Here is a 16,518-nt window from a genome sequence, read left to right on the forward strand (position 1 = left end):
CACAGACAAATAACCAAACAAGAGGACTACAAAATGACTACAATCACTATCAACACCTACGATCCAGAAGCCCGTTTCGATATGGACGCTAACGAAGCTAAAAAATTCTTCGATTACGTTAAAGAACAGGCTATTGCGGCTGGATACGACGTTGAATACGCTTCAGACATCCAGGTTGACGAAGAAAGCGAACGTTTCACAGAAACCTGTTTCCAGAATTACTAAAAAATATGCCCCACTCCGGTGGGGCTTTTAACCACAGGAATCATCACCGTGAACAACACAGAAAAACTTATTGCAGTCGGTGAATTACTCTACGGAAAAAACTGGCAGTCACCAGCAGCCCGTGCGCTGGGGATCTCTTACCGTACAATCCGTAATTACGTATCGGGGAAAACTGTCCCGGCTCGTATTTCGTCCCGCCTGTTATATGCGCTACGGGACGAAACAGAAAAAATTCAGGCGGCGGCTGACCTGGTTAACAGTGACAGGATCACCCGTAACGAAATGACGACTGAAAAAATAACCGAAATTACTGACCGGTATAATTTCCCTGACTGGCAGAGTAAACAGGCAGCGATTGACGAAATCAGGAACGCGGTTTCTGACGAAAACTGGATATCCGATTTTGAAGAAATCGCCAGAAAATGGGCTAATGCTGATAAACAGCAATAAACACAGGAGTGATTTATGCTGGATTTAAAACGCGATCCGTGGATCTTAATCCGCGACAGGAACTATAACAGCCGTCACGTTACTCTGGCAGAGGCCAGAAATCTGCCGGTTAACGCGATTGACTATCTGCACGCCGAAATCAATTTTGCCACCCTGATGCTGTTGATCGCACTGGGGAACCACCCGGACGGAGAGACGGAATATCTCAACACGGATAAGGCCGTTAGCGACAATGACCGACACCCGATAGCTAAAATATTTATTAACAGTCCAGGACATAAAACCATCAAACGCAACGGTGATTTTTTCCTGAAACGCGATCGTTTGCCTGCTGCCGTCTGTCCGTGCTGCTACCCGGCTGTCGCCTGGGCGTACACTCAGCTGGTCGGGGCTGGAGGGCGCGGTTACAGTCCGGGTCGTGCCTCAAACAGAAATCTGTATATCGTTGACGCTGAAACTGTCGGCGAACTGATTACCCGCAATCAGTTACCCACAACACCGGAAACCCTGGCCTGTTATTTTTCCTCTCCGGTTTACCTGAAACCGGTTCACTCAGGAAAATCCTGTCAGTGTCAGATTTGCGGTAAAACGGATAACTGCTATTCAGAAATCCACGTCAGGCCAGTTAAACAGGATTACATGAATAACCCGCACGCCAGCACAGAGCGCAGCGGGAATCAGGCGTCGTTTCCGGGCTGGAAAACGGAGTTTTACGCAATAGCAAATATCGCTGACGCAGAATACTCCACCCCGCCGCAGGTTATCGCGCGTAACGCTGTAGAGGGTGACAGAGTGCGTTTCTTAGGGCTGGATAACCCACAGGGTAAACTATTTAACCTGAGTCTGTTCTCATTCCATATACCTCCCCGCTGGCAGTGGACAGGTAACGTCCGGGTTTTTCATGATGTTGTCCAGAAACTGTACGCAGCTATACACGGGGGCAGGAGTTTTAACGGCGGCGATTACGAAAAAGCGGCGAACGAAATCGGCACTTTATCCAGCTCGATTCTGGAACGCGGAATGTCGCCAGGCGAGGCGGGTACAGAAGCGCTTGATAACGTGCTGGCCATGCCGTCAGTCTTTGGTGACGCGCCAATAAAAACGCAGCGCAATTACGCACTGACCCGGAAATATTTTGGCAACCTGCACAACGCGGGTATCCGGTGGCGGGAAATTTACCGAGAGTTAACCGGAACGCCGCCGACAGGGCTCGACGAGGCAACAACGCAGTTTTACCGTGACGTCTGTAAGGAAACTTACAAAAAGGCGATCCCTGAAAAAAAAGCTAAAAAGCGGGGCAGCCCCAAAAAAACAGCCACACAGAAATAATGTAAAAACCTGCCTGAAAGGGCAGGTTACATCATTTATTGCGTAAAATATGATTTATATCAAGTTTTATTATATTTGTACCCAAAAACACTTTACATTTATATCTGACAGCCTTACTATATCTTCATTGAAACAAAACACACCAACCGATAAAAGGACATAAAAATGAGCAAAATTAAATCAGCAGGTTTTGTTGTTGTACAGGAAGGTTATGCCATTTCTGGTACTGGTAAAACTAAAGATGAAGCAATCGAAGACGCTAAAGAATGGACTTCAGGAGATATTGCTGGTCTTGATATTCACCCGGCAACTCAGGCACTGATTGACCTGGTTGATTCAGAAGGCGGTCTGTATATCACCTGGGAGTATATCGACGGTGTAGCATGCACAAAACAGGAAGCCGAATCTCTGGAATCAGTGGAATAATTCATGCCCCTGAGTGAATACATTAATATAAATTACGGCGGATCACAGTCCGCCTTTGCCAGAGCCGCAGGAGTGAGACGCCAGCAGGTGACTGAGTGGCTCAACAAAGATTTTATTGTTGTTAATCATATTCTGTACAGTCCGCGTCGGAATATTCCCCTGCCGGGATAAAAGCAGAACTGAATTTTAGATAGCGATCACATATCACACGTTATGGCGCTGAATCTGAAAAAAATTTATTGATTTACAGCCATCATGAATATATGTTTTTGACATTCCCTGCGTTAGCAGGGATGAACCGATCAACACTGGCCTTTTCAGTGAGATTTTTGTTCCCCGCGTCAGCGGGGTTGAACCGAATGCAACTAATCTTTTTTAGTTGTTTCAGATTGTTCCCCGCTTCGGCGGGGATACGCCGCTAGTTTTCCCGAATCTCCGTTACTGTCTGCTCAAATCTCTCTCGTTCCAGTTCAGCACCAATACCCCGGCACCTCATTTTTGGGCACCAGGGGCAAAAAACCCGCTCAAAGGCGGGCTCTTATAAATATGGCATAATATCAAATTTACGTTAAATATGGCTTATTTCGTTGCATTTTGCAATAGCGTCAATTCAATTTCTTCTGGAAATTTTTCACAATAATGATCAAGAGTGTGTTGCAATGCGTCTGTGTCCAGTTCGGCGAACGCACGTTTAAACTTTGCCCAATGGGGTGCATAGACACGAAGCCATGTTGAAGAATTTACGCTCATTAGCCTGGCCAACGCCGCTCCGGCATACTCTTTGTATGTGTTGTTGCTTCGGGTGGCGGCAACATCCTGTGCGGCAAGCCAGATTAACGCAGTTAACCGTCTTTTAGTTTTATTCAGCAGGCCTGCTGGCAAATATTTTTGATGTCTATTCCAGATTATTTCGCAAATCAGCGTCTGATACCGGAACGTCAGATCGAAACCATAACAATAGCGAAGCCATGCCTGTTCATACTCAGGTAGAAAATTAACAGCGCGGCGCCACGGTGCTCCAGCAAACTCATAATCGTTTATCAGAGGCATTGGCCTGCGTCTACTGCGCGTCTCCAGCACATATAGCGATGAATTTAGAGCTTTAACTCTTCTACCGTCGTCAAATTCAATCATGTGGATCTGTTTGCGCGGAAAGTAGCCTTTCTCCGCTAGTGGATGCTCACTGAAAGCCTGTAACTGCCCTTTCGTTTTACCTAAGTTATTCATTAATGCGCGGGTAAGCTCAATCCTGGCATACTCAATTAATTGCAGATCCATCAGATAAAACCCTCTTTTTTCCAGATTTCCTGTGTGCGTAACACCCCCTCAGCGTGAAACAGTCTCAGTTCCTCGCGGGTGTATTCAATGGATTTCGTTCTGCCGTCTATCAGGTCGTGGCACGCACTACAGGCAATAGCCGCCTGTAAATCGTCGGGTTTACAGGCGATACCACAGGTGCCAGCCAGTCGATAGTGAGCTAATACGCTGGTTTCAGGATTGTGATTACACGTACCCGGAATACGAACGGTACATTCGCGGCCACGCGCTGCGTTCCTGAGGTTGATCACTCGACTCATGCTGCCCCCAGGCGGGATAAAAATTTTTTCCCAAAATTTAGTAATTCGTCACGTTCCACAGTTGTAAACCGGCAGTGCGTGCGCGGGTACGGGTGCCAGATAACCAGCAGAGATCCTTTATTGTTACCGTTGACTGGTTTACCGGTTTCAGGGTTAATAAACGACAGTCGTCCACCTGTAATAAACCGCACCTCACTGGCCGTCTGAATAGCCTCCCTGAACCAGCCAACCGAGGTATCAGCAGGCAACAGCGCGACGGTGCCGATTTGGTGATTTTTATTTTCCTCTGCCGCTTTGCGTATAAACGGGGCGATATTGCTGTAGGGCGGATTCAGCCAGACGTAGCCTGTGCTCAGATAATCGCTCCACGGTGTGATCAGTGTGTTTTGTTCTGCGGTAATAAATTTGTGGCACAGTGCGTTATAGGCGGAGGCGGCAGCGTCTAACTGAAATATAAATTCAGCGTTTAGCGCAGCAAATATCTCCGGTGGAGTTTTCCAGAGATTGCGCAGTGGTGTCGGGGTGTTGCTGCCACCAAAACAGGAGCGAGCCTCCACCACAATCTGCTCGCCCTGTCCTTCTGTAGTTTCCTCTGTTATGTCCTCTGCTGAAATAAATTCGCAGCTCTCTGTGCACGATCCGGATTCCTCGCCACCTCTGTTTCTGATAGTTGCAGCCAGCTCCTCCCGTGAGTAACCTGAAAACAGCGCGATAACGCTCTCCAGAGAATTATTATTCCGGTACATAATTTTGTTTTCCTGCTGGCGACGTTCCACAATCCGGACGTCAGGAGAGGTGATCAACTGCCAGAATTCAGCAGCCATTTCAGGTTCGTCACGGGCGGCGAGAGCAATTTTATTAACGCCTTTTTTGACACAAAAAACACAATTGCCCAGGTGTTCGGGTATTTTCAGATCGAACGGTTGCTGTTTCCACCAGTTCAGTACGTCCTGTTTATCAAAGTCACTGATATCAGCCAAATAGCTCACACCTTCGCGCGGTTTTAACCGTTTCAGTTCGTCAACCCGGATACCAATCCAGGTGTGGTATTCGTCAAAATTGTCACGACAGTACCGCTTAAAAACATCTTTTTTGAGGGTACGTGTACAAAACGCACCGTGGACGTAGGGGGTGCCGTATTTTGCGCAGATATCCCGCCACGGTTGCAGATCCTGTTTAATCTCGCCCAGTGGTACAACCCGATAGCTGTTTGCCTGCCCCAGCACAGGATTAACAACAATTCGCAGACAAATCAGGGGGATATTCCAGTATTTAACTACGTTGCGGATAAATTCGTAGGTTTTCGGGTGTTCTGCGCCGGTGTCCATAAACAGGTAGTGGACGTCCTCACCAGCAGCACGGCGTTGTTCCATCAGATACACCAGATAAGCTGACGAGCGACCACCTGAAAAACTGACAACCTGTGTTTTTTTTGTCTGTGGAGTAAGTTTTTTCACTGGTAGTACAGCGGCAATACGCTGGCCGATCCAGCGCATAACTGGCACAGCCATAGAATTGCCGATCGCCCGGTAACGTGGGCCGTCAGGACAATCAGCCGCATCTTTACCTCTCCAGGGGATCTGTGTGTGGTTATCCGGGAATCCCTGCAACCGCTCACACTCAACGGGGGTCAGGCGGCGAACCCGCGCGTTAGCAACAACGCCGTGAATATCGGTTTTTGTGAGGGTATAACAGATTTCTTGGTTATATCCGGTTCCGTTGCCGCCGTTACAGGGGGATCGTCCGATAGTATTTCCAGCCAACGCTATTGCTGGTGGCTGCCCGCTATTTGCGTGGCTGGTGTTGTGATTGCCCGCACGAATCGTAGGCGAGAGATTTTCTATTGCGTCACCTCCATCGTCTTTATAGCTGAACGAAATACAGGCGTTTTCCTGCCCGTAATTCCTCCCCAGCGTGTGCGCCAGTTCGCGGCTGGTGTCGGGGTCTTGCGTTCCGTGTACAGCAAACGTTTCTGTGTCAAAATCCAGCCTCACACCGTGGGCTGTACACGCAGTTGCCACGTCAATACTTCCGCTCGTATTGCCCCCGCCGTAGGCCAGAACGTAGGTGTCTAAATCCTCAGCCACACTGTCGTTAGATTTCGCCAGTAACGTTCTGGCAATATCAGAATAGGTATCCGAAACCAGCCCGGAACCACGCTGAGAGAAAATTTCCTGATTACTCAGACCAATTCCACCAGTGTTATTCGACTGATTCAGGGTTGGGTGTGGGGCGGCTGGATTGCCCCAGTGGCTACCGCTATTAGCGCGTTTTCCAGTAGTGCCGGTAGTTTCCGTTTGCGTTTCGCGGCTCGGCGGAGTATCCCGGCGCACGCCGTCGCACTCAAATAGTATTTTGGCAGAATTGAGGTCTGTTCGAGCACTTGCGATAACAAACACACGGCGGCGCCGTTGGGCCACTCCGAAAAATTCAGCGTCGAGAACTCTCCAGGCAATATCTCGTTGGGGGCCAGACACACAACCCGCGTTTGTCCACCTGCCCCCTGGTGGCTGCAGTTCGTCGCGCTCTCCGGCCAGTCCCGCCAGGAAACAGCCGAACGCGTTATCTCTGCTGTTGAGGACGCCGGGGACGTTTTCCCAGACGATAACTGATTCTGGTTCCCCGCGTTCGCGGCGTTTTTTATCAATTTCATTGGCTAATTCCACGTAGGAAAGGGTTAACTGGCCCCGGCTGTCTGACAGGCCTTTGCGTAATCCGGCAATACTGAACGCCTGGCAGGGGGTGCCTCCTACCAGCACGTCAGGGGCTTCAATTTGATTATCTGCAATCAGAGCAGCAATTCTGGTCATATCCCCCAGGTTAGCGACGTGCGGCCAGTGGTGAGCCAGTACCGCAGACGGGAACGGCTCAATCTCAGCAAACCAGGCGGGTTCCCAGCCCAGCGATTCCCACGCAACGGATGCCGCCTCAATCCCACTACACACAGAACCGTATCTCACAGATCATCTCCGCAATAACGACCGGCCAGATTAAAATCCTCTACAGAATTCCCCGGTTTTCTGGCGTAGCTGATACAGAGATTTTTCAGGAAAATATAACAATCGCGCAGATCTTCAGTCGCGGTTATTGAATCACACAGTTGCTGCCAGACCGTAGCCGCACGGCGATACAGGTGTTTTTCCCGCAGCTCAATTGCTGTCGTTTCCAGATCCAGTAGATCACTGGTATTTTTCCCCAGCAAATACCGCTCAAGAGCACCCTCGCCTGCGACGAAATAAACGTATCGCCCGGTGTTGATACAGATAATCTCCCCGTGTTTTTCGAGCTGATAAATCGCTCTGTCCACCTCTGAAAACGACAGTTTTTTAAACTCACTAAAAATTTTCTGTCTTTTCGTGCCAGGATTCGCCCTGATAAACTCAACGAGTTCAGATTTAATATTCATGCGGCCAGCTCCAGTAATTGCATTGCCACGTTTTCAGCCTCCTGCTGTGACGGAAATTTGCGACACAGAATTGTGTTCCACAGGACGTTAAAAACAGATTTGTAAACCTCACGAAATCCTGTTTCGTCCAGACTGGCAAAACTGACAGAACGTGCCTCACGGCGGCGGGTGTTATCAGGGAGGATATATTCGTCGTAAAAACCGGCCTCAATTGTGGCCCACTTGCGAAACGCCTCAAACGATTTAACGACAGCGTGACCGTCAGCCCGGCGTTGTGCCTCACGACGGGTATATTCGCTCTCTGTTTCGTACAGGGTTTCGCCATTGCCAACGATTGAGATTAGGTATCGGATATAACCAGTCAGATACTGTTTTTCAGCCTGCGTGATAGTCCCGCCTGCTGGTGTCCAGTAGTCAAATCCGAGATTCAGGAGTGCAAAAAAACGTTTGTGGAACAGGTAGTTTCTGGCCTGCCTGACGTCGCAGTTGAGCCACACACCTGTTTTGATACGTTGTAAGAAATCGCTGGCCTCTGGCGTTGCCGGGGTCAGGGTAGTGGAATTGATTTTCAGTAATTGAATCTGTGCCATCGGTTATCTCTCCGGTGACACAGTGATTTATCAGAATCAGGTTGTTCAGGCCTGTTTGGTTATTATAGCGAATTGGGTGGATCAATAACAACTTTTAATCCAGCCATTTTTAATGTTTCCAAAATCTGCGGCATACTGGCAATAAACTGATCTTCGAGTAGTACACACCCGAAAATAGCTTCACCTCGTTTATTTCTGTAGATCAAAACAGGTCTTGTACTGTTGGTTAATCCTAAAATTAACTGATCAGGCACATCCATTGTTATCTCCAGTTGAGATAAATTATGTCAATCCACTGTATATAAACACAGGCACAAAGGACAAGAAATAATCGCTATTTTTTTGATCAATTCGATAAAAATCAATCAATTGAGTTATTTTTGTTCAGTTAGATTAAAAAAAACCAGATTGGCAATCTGGTTTATCATTTATTAAAATAATACGCTCTGGACACTTGGCGCTATCAACTCTGCTAAATTTTGAGGTGTAAAACAGGCTCGCCATCCTTTGGATCCGGCCACGTCCGGGCTTTGTTTATCGTCAGTTTTTCAATCATTGCACAGGTTATCTGCTCGTCGGTGATGCCAGCGCGCCTCTGAGCGTCCCACAGCAGGAATTGCATATCAGCCCACTCGGATAAATCATCTGGCGCAGCTGCGGCCTCCAGAGCCTCTTTCGCCAGGTGTTTCAGTGGGCCAACAGGGCCAACGTTTCCGAACGTCGCAGCTGACCACTCAGCGTGTTGTTGCCTGATAGATTTATTTTCCACGTCGCGCATGGTGCTGGTCTCCAGGCGAATTTTCCCGATTTTCAAACAAAGTAACGCTTTGATTACTGAAGTGTTGGCGATCGTGTTTACAGCCAGGACGTCATCAACAATTTTTTCAAGAATATCAAGAGATTCTTGCGATATTTGTGAGCTCATTTGTTTATCTCCTCCAGTAATTTTCTGTGAGGTCTGTCGAAATATTTTTCACGCCTACCCCCTGAATCCAGTCGGGATAGCGTCGTCCGGCTGCGAAATTTGATTGATATCTCTGGGCGCTAGCCTGCCAGACTGCCAGCCTCTCGGTTTGTCCTGGCTGTTTTGCAGCCACGTTGTGATAAACCGCCTGACGCCGCGAGAGGTTTTCCGCTTCGTCGGGTTGCTGTCCAGCCAGCCCCGCATATTGCGAAACTCCTGAGCGAGGTTGACGCCAGGATACAGCAACGCCTGCTCCTGGAAATATTTTTCCGTCACGTCAAAAAAACTCTTCCCGTCCGAGAGCGGCAGCGAAATAAAAACCGGGCCTTCTGCCTGGATCGGAATTTTTTCCGATTCGGGCAATAGGTTTTTAGATCTTTTATCTTTTAGATCTTCTCTATTCTTATCTATTCTATTCTTATCTAGGGGCGTTACATCGTTACGTAACGTTACTGTAACGTTACTATCCGTTACAGGTGGTTTTTGCTGTGCTTCGGCTTTCTTCCGTTCGCGATACTCTCTGACCCTCTGAGCGACTGATTTTGCTGGTGTTCCGGAGTTTCTGCGGCCTCCGGAGGGGGCTTGTCTTTTGTCCCAGCCGGATATCGCGTCACCATCCAAAACCCGCCCTTGCATCGCCTCTGTAACGCTGTCAACGTTACAGGTTGTAACGTCCAGTGCACTGGCAATATCCTCGTTCGTTACAGTAACGACGTGTAACGTTACACCCGTTACACTATCCGTTACTGGATTTTGTGACGCGCTGACCAGCAGCTGCAAATAGATAGCCTGCACCAGTGCAATAGGCTGCCCGGAGATTTTTGAAATTGTTCTCCATTTAGGGTCATTGGGCATATCATGCCAGAGCCTCAACCATGAATTAGCCACGCACACCTCTACCTGTTTAAACCCTACAAATTCCCTGCGAGTCAGTCACCGCCGTCCGCATAGCCACAAACGCAGATATCGCCTCGTTAATCTCTCTTAGCACGATCGCCGGTGCTGCGCGGAGGTGAACAGCGTTTACCGCCTCTGTGCTTTCCCGCGCTGCAATTGCGGCCAGTAATACCGGATCTCCCGGTGATTCAATTCTGGCGCGTCGTTCTGCTGGTAACGCCGATAACGCTATAGGGTATAACTCCTGCGCCAGTGAGGCGTATTTAGGCCCGTCGTAGCCTCTGAAAATTCTTCGTATCCGCTGCACCGCGTTCCGTAGCCCGTCACTGGTATCCGCTAGTGGGAGGATATTGCCACCCCCACTGGCGTGATACTGGGCAGTAATTGCCAGCCCGACCGTTTTCCAGCCGTCAGAAAGCGCCCAGGACTCTAATTCAGCAGTAATAATACCAACCTGAGGATTAGGGGTGATTTTCATGAATCAGCGCCCCTTCTCGTCTGGCCTTAGCATAGTCGTCGTAACATTGAGGGTCGTAAACCAGCACGCCCTTAGAGGCCATCTGTAGGCGCATAGCCCTGGATTCAGGGACGAGTTTGCCCCATTTATAGACAGACGGAATTTTTATACCTGCGGCTAATGCGAGCTGTTTTTTACTACCAAAAAAATTAATAGCGTCTTCTGTGTACATAAATTGACCTCATGATTTAGCAATAGCTAATAATATATACATTAGCCATAACTCGATCAAGATGCATTAGTATTAGCTAACTATGACAAAGATACAAAATACCGAAATCGGGGCACGTATCCGCGCCCGACGCAAAGCGATGAACCTAACACAAAAGGCTCTCGCAAAAATTTTAAAAATTTCTGACGTTTCTATATCGCAGTGGGAAAGAGGCGATAGCGAACCTACAGGAAAAAACCTCCACGCGCTATGCGAGGCTTTGCGCTCTCCTGCATCGTGGATTCTCTTTGGTGACGAAAATCGAGCACCAGAGAAACCTAACGATCAACTGGTACTACTGGACGAACGCCAGCGAGAAATACTCCACCTGTTCGATTCGATACGGGATGAAGAACAAGAAACATTTCTCAGTGACCTTCGGACGAAAGCTGCAAACAACGAAAAATTGCTGGAAGAACTCCTGAAAGTACAGAAGCGAATTAAGAAGAAATAAATGCTTTCTTTTCAAATAGATAAGTATTTTTTTACCATTTTATTAAGTTATACTTAATTTTTTTCTTGCAAAATATTTTAGCCAAGGCTAATCTCAACCCATCGAAACCACACAGTGATTTCTCAGATAACACGTTCCGCCAGCCTGGCGACAAAGGCACAACAGGAGACCTGTAATGACAACAGATAATCAAGCAATAACAGTTGGATGGGGTGTCAATGGCAATGAAAACAAGATTCTGTTTTGCGAACGATGCCTAGCAGTGCTCTACAAGACAAAAAGCGATTCGAAAATAATCCAGGCTCAGCGCGTGTTTAGTAAAAAACATCGGTGCATAACAAAATAGAGGAATGAAAAATGGATTACGCTAATACTCCAATCGATGCTCTGATTTTTTTATTTAACCGACGCGGCTATGAATACTACTGCGATGGCGATGAACAGAAATACTACGTAGTCATGATGTGATTGTAATTTCCTGGTTTCTGGCGGCCCGGTTTTTATTCCTTTGACGGCAACCGCCAGCTTTTTCAGGGTACAACAGGTAAGAATATTAAAATAGTGTTCTTTCCATTGTGTATAGAGGGTGAGTTGAGTTTGGCGGCTACCGAATCTTCAACCAATATACAGGAGGAAGATGATAATGTTCTGCCGGGGAAATAACCGCCCTTTTTAAATTTCTCATTTATTAAACTAAGGCAATTATTATGGATCATGAAAACATTGTCACTTACAAAGGTTTTAATAAAGATCTGACCTGTAGAGATTTCCAGTTTGAAATTGGCAAAACATATCACCATGAAGGTGATGTTGAGGTTTGCAATTCCGGATTTCATTCATGCGAATCGCCGTTTGATGTCTTTAATTATTATCCTCCCGCAAATAGCCGGTACGCAGAGGTAATAAATTCTGGTGATATTGATCGCGAATCAGATCACGGTGACACTAAAATAGCCAGTGCCAGTATTACTATTACCGCTGAATTAACACTACCAGAATTTATTCAACGTGGGATTGAGTGGATTTGGAATAAAATTGATAAATCCCGTGAACAACAGGTCATGAGCGGTAATGGCAACAGGTCAGTGGCCACCAATACTGGCGACCAGTCAGCGGCCACCAATACCGGCTACCGGTCAGCAGCCACCAATACTGGCGACCAGTCAGCGGCCACCAATACCGGCTACCAGTCAGCGGCCACCAATACCGGCTACCGGTCAGCAGCCACCAATACTGGCGACCAGTCAGCGGCCACCAATACCGGCTACCAGTCAGCGGCCACCAATACCGGCTACCAGTCAGCGGCCACCAATACCGGCGACCAGTCAGCGGCCACCAATACCGGCTACCAGTCAGTGGCCACCAATACCGGCGACCAGTCAGCGGCCACCAATACTGGCAACCGGTCAGTGGCCACCAATACCGGCGACCAGTCAGCGGCCACCAATACTGGCAACCGGTCAGTGGCCACCAATACCGGCTACCGGTCAGCGGCCACCAATACCGGCGACCGGTCAGCGGCTATCAATACCGGCTACCAGTCAGCGGCAGAGGTAACCGGAGCGCAATCAATAGCCGCTGCGTTTGGTATTGGAGGCAAGGCCAGGGCTTCCTGTGGTAGTGCTATTATCCTCTGTTATCGTGATAACGACGGAAATTTAATTCACGTTCGTGCCAGTCTGGTAGGCGAAAACGATATTAAACCGGATACCTGGTATCGTCTGGACGAGAACGGCAATTTTGTGGAGGCTGAATAATGACACAGCTGCATAATACACAAACAGTTATCAGAAGCTGCGTTAAGCCTGGAATGTTAATAGCGCATGACGGGAAAACATATCGCGCTTCAGCAAATAAAAACGGAAAACTATATTTATTTAACCTGACAGAAACTAAACGAATTACTGATTGTTTTGTAGAGGTTTGTATTAATCAACGCGGCGAACCTGTTATTAACTAAGCAGTAAATAGCACCATCATTTTTATTCATGCCTTAACTGGCAGGGTATTGCTCAATCTAACTTCAGGAGAAAAATATGAAATCCATCAATATTATTAATTTCAACTTACTTGCTATTAATGGCGAACTGGCATTATTCAACTGTGAAGATTCAATTGCCGGGGTAATTCATACGCGCCCATCAAACACAACTGTCGTTCTCGATGGCGGCTATGTTCTCGGTCAATATGGTTGTATTCATAACGCAGTGAATGAATTGACAAATATATATATCCAGCTTCACGAAGCTGAAAAAGAAAGCGGCACATACTCTGCTTATAAAAATGCATTCAGTACCAGTTTTTCATCTTTATGTACACACTAATTGATACGCCCCGTTAGCGCGGGGCATTTATCAGCATAAACATTTATTAAGTGCTTAATCTGATAAATGAGGTTTCATAAATTGGATATTACTCTCGCTTTTAAAAAACTGTCACTGACAAACGGTAATGAAATCACATTAAGTATTACACCTGGTGCAATGCGAAAAATGATTATCGAGTTAATCACTCAGGGATATCTCACCACTGAAGAACTGGCAACGTATGTAATCAGCCAGTTAAAGATTTGCGATAAACGAAATCTTTCATATGTATTACCTGAAAACGTACTGAAAAAATTAAATGAAACTTATCAAACCGTAAATAACGGAGGTGAAAATGTCTAAATATATTGGCTGTTGGTTTGGCCTGAAAGAAGCCGCTGAAGAAAATGGCGAAATGCGGATCGCCCATGCGTTTGAGGCCATAAATGATAAGCAGGCAAAGGCGAAAGCGGCGCTGCTGTTCATGGAAGCCTTTCCGGATGCTGACGACTCTCAATTCGAGTTTCGCCTGTATGTCGCCGCAGATGGTATTCCCTGCCCTGCCGAAGAATGGGATGAAGCATTTTTATTCGATCACGAATGGGATGACGATAAGGGCCACCCGATAGCGAATGTTCAGGCCAGTCCCGTTGATTTTAACGGGCTACAGCCATCAGTGCGTATTGCTGTACTGGTGAAATATAACACGACTGAAATCACCCGTGATCAGCTTAGTGCAGCGATTGAATTACAGCAGGGAAACTCATCTACTTTTGATAGTCATATTGTTGAAGCTATTTCCAAAACACTTCCAATTCCGTCCATGTATCCTGAAAGGATACTGGAGGCTATCAATTATGTTCGCGAAAATTGCGCTCCTGATAAAAAGTGGCCGGAAATAAAAGCAGCGCTATCTGTATGGCTTGATAATCACGAAAAAGACCGCCAGGACGGAAACGAAAATCCTGTTGTTGAAACGGTCACACCTCGCCCTTACCAGCACAACTATAAAACACTGGATATTGAGATAGCAACGGCACTCTGGCCTGGGGACGTTGATCCCAACAACCCAGATCCGGCAATAACACGCCGGGCTACTGAAATTATCAAAGAAGATCGCGAAGACTTTAAACGCTGGTCAATCCAGCTCCGTACTCAACCCGACATTCTCAAATATGACCGTCCGACAATTTTTGGTGTGGTCCGTAACGTACCGGCAGAGGATACATACCACTTTCCAGACTCACACGCGCGGTACATCACCGGATATCTCAAAGACTACGGTAAAATGGAGAACGCAGACAATGAAACCGAACAGAATGCGGCGGCAGCAACGGGGACGGTGGAAACAGTACCGCCTGTAGAGAATGTAGAGAATAGTGGTCCGTTCTACTTCCTCATGGCTGACGGCGAAAAAGTTGGGCGCGCAAACAAACTTAACGGGCTGAAAAAAGCCCTGGCTGATGGCGGCACCGAAATCAGCCAGGAAGAATATCAGGCGCGTAAAAATGGCACATACAAAGCGCCGCAAGAAGTTACCGCACAGCCTGCCGGGCAAACTGAAGTTAAGAAAATTGCTGATGGTGTTTTCTCAATTGATAACCTGATGGGAAATCAGCAGCTCGTCCACTCCTCAAATGAAGCCGAAAAAACGGAATTAGCAGTAGTATCGCCTTCTACCACTACTTTCCAGTCCATTGGTGCGGCACTGGAGCATGACCTTGCCGAAAAAGGCGATAACATGAAAATCTGGCGCAGCGTAATGCGCACGGATCCCCGTTATACCAAAGACCTTGCTGGTGTGGGTTTCGAAGGTACAAGCATAAATGCTGAATACATGATTATGCGGGCTACCGAAATCTTCGGACCCATCGGTACTGGCTGGGGATTCGAGGTTATGGAGGATCGTATGCTCCCCGGTGCCCCCATGAGCGAAGCCATCTACGAAGATAAGAAATTTATCGGAAATCGCCTGCTGCGGGATGCTGACGGAACACTTATCACCGAAAAAAATCACAGTATCAAAATCAAACTGTGGTACGCGATTGAAGGCGAAGTTCGGGGTGAGGTTGAAGCCTACGGTGCCACCAAATACCTCTATAAAACCAAACATGGAATTACCTGTGACGGTGAAGCACAAAAAAAATCTCTCACCGATGCAATCAAAAAAGCTCTTTCCCTCCTGGGATTCTCTGCTGATGTGTGGCTCGGTATGTACGACCTGGCTGAATACAAGCAGGAGAACGCCATTGAGTTCGATATTCGCAACGCCAGTGATAAAGCCGAAGACATAACTCGCATCCGTAAAGAGCTAGACGAAAAATTCAAACTGAACACCGACAGTATGCGTTCTGCGGTCACTCCGAATGAAATATCCGGTATCGCCTCTTCCCTCACTCGGGTAATGGGCGTTCACCTCAAAGCAGCCCGCGAAAAAGCCGACCACGAATACACCAAATACCTTGAGGGCCGACTCCGCCGCCTTGAGGAAGTTAAATCCGAATGCCTCACCAAATTACAGGAGAAAACAGCATGAACAACCGAACTATCGACCTTGCTTTAGAAATCAGCAAACTTGAATCCCTCGCCGCCGATGGCGGGGATCTTACCCCTGAACTGATTGCTGATACCCTGGAAGGCATAGAGGGGATGCTGGAAGACAAGTTCGACGCAACCATGAAGGTTATCCGCGACTTTGATGCAAAAGCTGAAGCCTGTAAGAAAGAAGCTGCCCGTGTTGCCGAACGTAAAAAACACTGGGAGCGTCAGACCTTCGCACTCAAAAACTATTTGCTGCAATGCCTTCTAGCCAGCAATCGTACCACCTTCAAAACTACCCTCAACACCTTCACGGCCCGCAAAGGTAGTGTAAGCCTGAGGATTGACAATGTGGATCTACTGCCAGATGAGTTTGTCGAGTCGCATACGGAGATCATCACAATCCCGAAGAATGACGAATTAAAAAAAGCATTACAGGAATTGGCCAACAGAATAGAAGCGGCCTACGTTGCTGGCGAAGAACCAGACCCGGAATTGCTCAAATCTATTCCGGGTGCTCACCTCGAAACAGGCTCACCAACCTTGCTGGTGCGTTAATCCGGATGCGGCCAGTAATGGCCGCACACTAAGGCAGAGATATGAGCGATGAAGATGAATTCGAAGCGAA

The 16,518-nt window shown here is 47.6% G+C and carries 19 protein-coding genes and 2 pseudogenes; 10 read left to right on the forward strand and 11 right to left on the reverse strand.

The features are described from left to right. Positions 1-33: 33 nt before the first annotated feature. The 4 genes from PT300_13360 to PT300_13375 all read left to right on the forward strand — a co-directional run bounded on the left by PT300_13360 (position 34) and on the right by PT300_13375 (position 2,430). Complete coding sequence (locus tag PT300_13360; GenBank protein MDF7681521.1) at positions 34-225, forward strand: hypothetical protein; 192 nt, start codon at positions 34-36, stop codon at positions 223-225. A gap of 48 nt (positions 226-273) precedes the next feature. Further along, complete coding sequence (locus PT300_13365) at positions 274-675, forward strand: hypothetical protein (protein MDF7681522.1); 402 nt, start codon at positions 274-276, stop codon at positions 673-675. A 15-nt stretch (positions 676-690) separates the two neighbouring features. After that, positions 691-2,004, forward strand: a complete 1,314-nt coding sequence (locus PT300_13370) for a hypothetical protein (GenBank protein ID MDF7681523.1) — start codon at positions 691-693, stop codon at positions 2,002-2,004. A 165-nt stretch (positions 2,005-2,169) separates the two neighbouring features. Continuing rightward, entirely contained in the window at positions 2,170-2,430 is a 261-nt protein-coding gene (locus PT300_13375) for a hypothetical protein (GenBank protein MDF7681524.1), read from the forward strand. Between the two features lie 579 nt (positions 2,431-3,009). On the opposite strand, the gene PT300_13380 is transcribed toward PT300_13375, so the two are convergent. The 11 genes and pseudogenes from PT300_13380 to PT300_13430 all read right to left on the reverse strand — a co-directional run bounded on the left by PT300_13380 (position 3,010) and on the right by PT300_13430 (position 10,553). Continuing rightward, positions 3,010-3,708 carry a bacteriophage antitermination protein Q gene (locus tag PT300_13380; protein ID MDF7681525.1) on the reverse strand — a complete coding sequence of 233 codons (699 nt, stop codon included), beginning with the start codon at positions 3,706-3,708 and terminating at the stop codon, positions 3,010-3,012. Then, on the reverse strand, positions 3,708-3,998 hold the full coding sequence (locus PT300_13385) for a DUF1364 domain-containing protein (protein ID MDF7681526.1): 291 nt from the start codon (positions 3,996-3,998) through the stop codon (positions 3,708-3,710). The genes PT300_13380 and PT300_13385 overlap by 1 nt, the downstream gene beginning before the upstream one ends. 5 nt (positions 3,999-4,003) lie before the next feature. Next, positions 4,004-4,753, reverse strand: a complete 750-nt coding sequence (locus tag PT300_13390; protein MDF7681527.1) for a phage N-6-adenine-methyltransferase — start codon at positions 4,751-4,753, stop codon at positions 4,004-4,006. A gap of 516 nt (positions 4,754-5,269) precedes the next feature. Continuing rightward, positions 5,270-6,967 (reverse strand): annotated as a pseudogene (locus tag PT300_13395) (DNA cytosine methyltransferase). Then, entirely contained in the window at positions 6,964-7,413 is a 450-nt protein-coding gene (locus tag PT300_13400) for a hypothetical protein (GenBank protein MDF7681528.1), read from the reverse strand. Before PT300_13400 ends, PT300_13395 begins: the two are co-directional and overlap by 4 nt. Continuing rightward, on the reverse strand, positions 7,410-8,003 hold the full coding sequence (locus PT300_13405) for a DUF1367 family protein (protein MDF7681529.1): 594 nt from the start codon (positions 8,001-8,003) through the stop codon (positions 7,410-7,412). Before PT300_13405 ends, PT300_13400 begins: the two co-directional genes overlap by 4 nt. 62 nt (positions 8,004-8,065) lie before the next feature. Beyond that, positions 8,066-8,263, reverse strand: coding sequence for a hypothetical protein (locus tag PT300_13410; GenBank protein ID MDF7681530.1), 198 nt, complete (start codon positions 8,261-8,263; stop codon positions 8,066-8,068). 218 nt (positions 8,264-8,481) lie between these two features. Further along, positions 8,482-8,745: pseudogene (locus PT300_13415) on the reverse strand (DUF550 domain-containing protein). A gap of 237 nt (positions 8,746-8,982) precedes the next feature. Beyond that, on the reverse strand, positions 8,983-9,855 hold the full coding sequence (locus PT300_13420; GenBank protein MDF7681531.1) for a hypothetical protein: 873 nt from the start codon (positions 9,853-9,855) through the stop codon (positions 8,983-8,985). A gap of 16 nt (positions 9,856-9,871) precedes the next feature. Further along, the gene (locus PT300_13425; protein ID MDF7681532.1) at positions 9,872-10,342 is read right to left on the reverse strand and encodes a toxin YdaT family protein; all 471 of its coding nucleotides are present in this window, start codon (positions 10,340-10,342) and stop codon (positions 9,872-9,874) included. Continuing rightward, positions 10,326-10,553, reverse strand: coding sequence for a Cro/CI family transcriptional regulator (locus PT300_13430; GenBank protein ID MDF7681533.1), 228 nt, complete (start codon positions 10,551-10,553; stop codon positions 10,326-10,328). Before PT300_13430 ends, PT300_13425 begins: the two co-directional genes overlap by 17 nt. An 82-nt stretch (positions 10,554-10,635) precedes the next feature. On the opposite strand from PT300_13430, the gene PT300_13435 reads away from it, so the two are divergent. From PT300_13435 to PT300_13460, 6 genes are all read left to right on the forward strand, one after another. Next, positions 10,636-11,046 carry a helix-turn-helix domain-containing protein gene (locus PT300_13435; protein MDF7681534.1) on the forward strand — a complete coding sequence of 137 codons (411 nt, stop codon included), beginning with the start codon at positions 10,636-10,638 and terminating at the stop codon, positions 11,044-11,046. A 707-nt stretch (positions 11,047-11,753) separates the two neighbouring features. Continuing rightward, a complete protein-coding gene (locus tag PT300_13440; protein MDF7681535.1) occupies positions 11,754-12,803 on the forward strand; it encodes a hypothetical protein in 1,050 nt (349 codons plus the stop codon). Positions 12,804-13,082: 279 nt separating this feature from the next. Then, the gene (locus tag PT300_13445) at positions 13,083-13,370 is read left to right on the forward strand and encodes a DNA breaking-rejoining protein (GenBank protein ID MDF7681536.1); all 288 of its coding nucleotides are present in this window, start codon (positions 13,083-13,085) and stop codon (positions 13,368-13,370) included. A gap of 81 nt (positions 13,371-13,451) precedes the next feature. Then, positions 13,452-13,715: a hypothetical protein gene (locus PT300_13450; protein ID MDF7681537.1), complete on the forward strand. Its 264-nt coding sequence runs from the start codon at positions 13,452-13,454 to the stop codon at positions 13,713-13,715. Further along, entirely contained in the window at positions 13,708-15,888 is a 2,181-nt protein-coding gene (locus tag PT300_13455) for an exodeoxyribonuclease VIII (protein MDF7681538.1), read from the forward strand. The genes PT300_13450 and PT300_13455 overlap by 8 nt, the downstream gene beginning before the upstream one ends. Next, positions 15,885-16,448: a siphovirus Gp157 family protein gene (locus tag PT300_13460; protein ID MDF7681539.1), complete on the forward strand. Its 564-nt coding sequence runs from the start codon at positions 15,885-15,887 to the stop codon at positions 16,446-16,448. The genes PT300_13455 and PT300_13460 overlap by 4 nt, the downstream gene beginning before the upstream one ends. The last annotated feature ends 70 nt before the right edge of the window (positions 16,449-16,518 follow it).

Source organism: Enterobacteriaceae bacterium ESL0689 (assembly GCA_029433525.1).
Classification (GTDB): Bacteria; Pseudomonadota; Gammaproteobacteria; order Enterobacterales; family Enterobacteriaceae; genus JAQTIF01.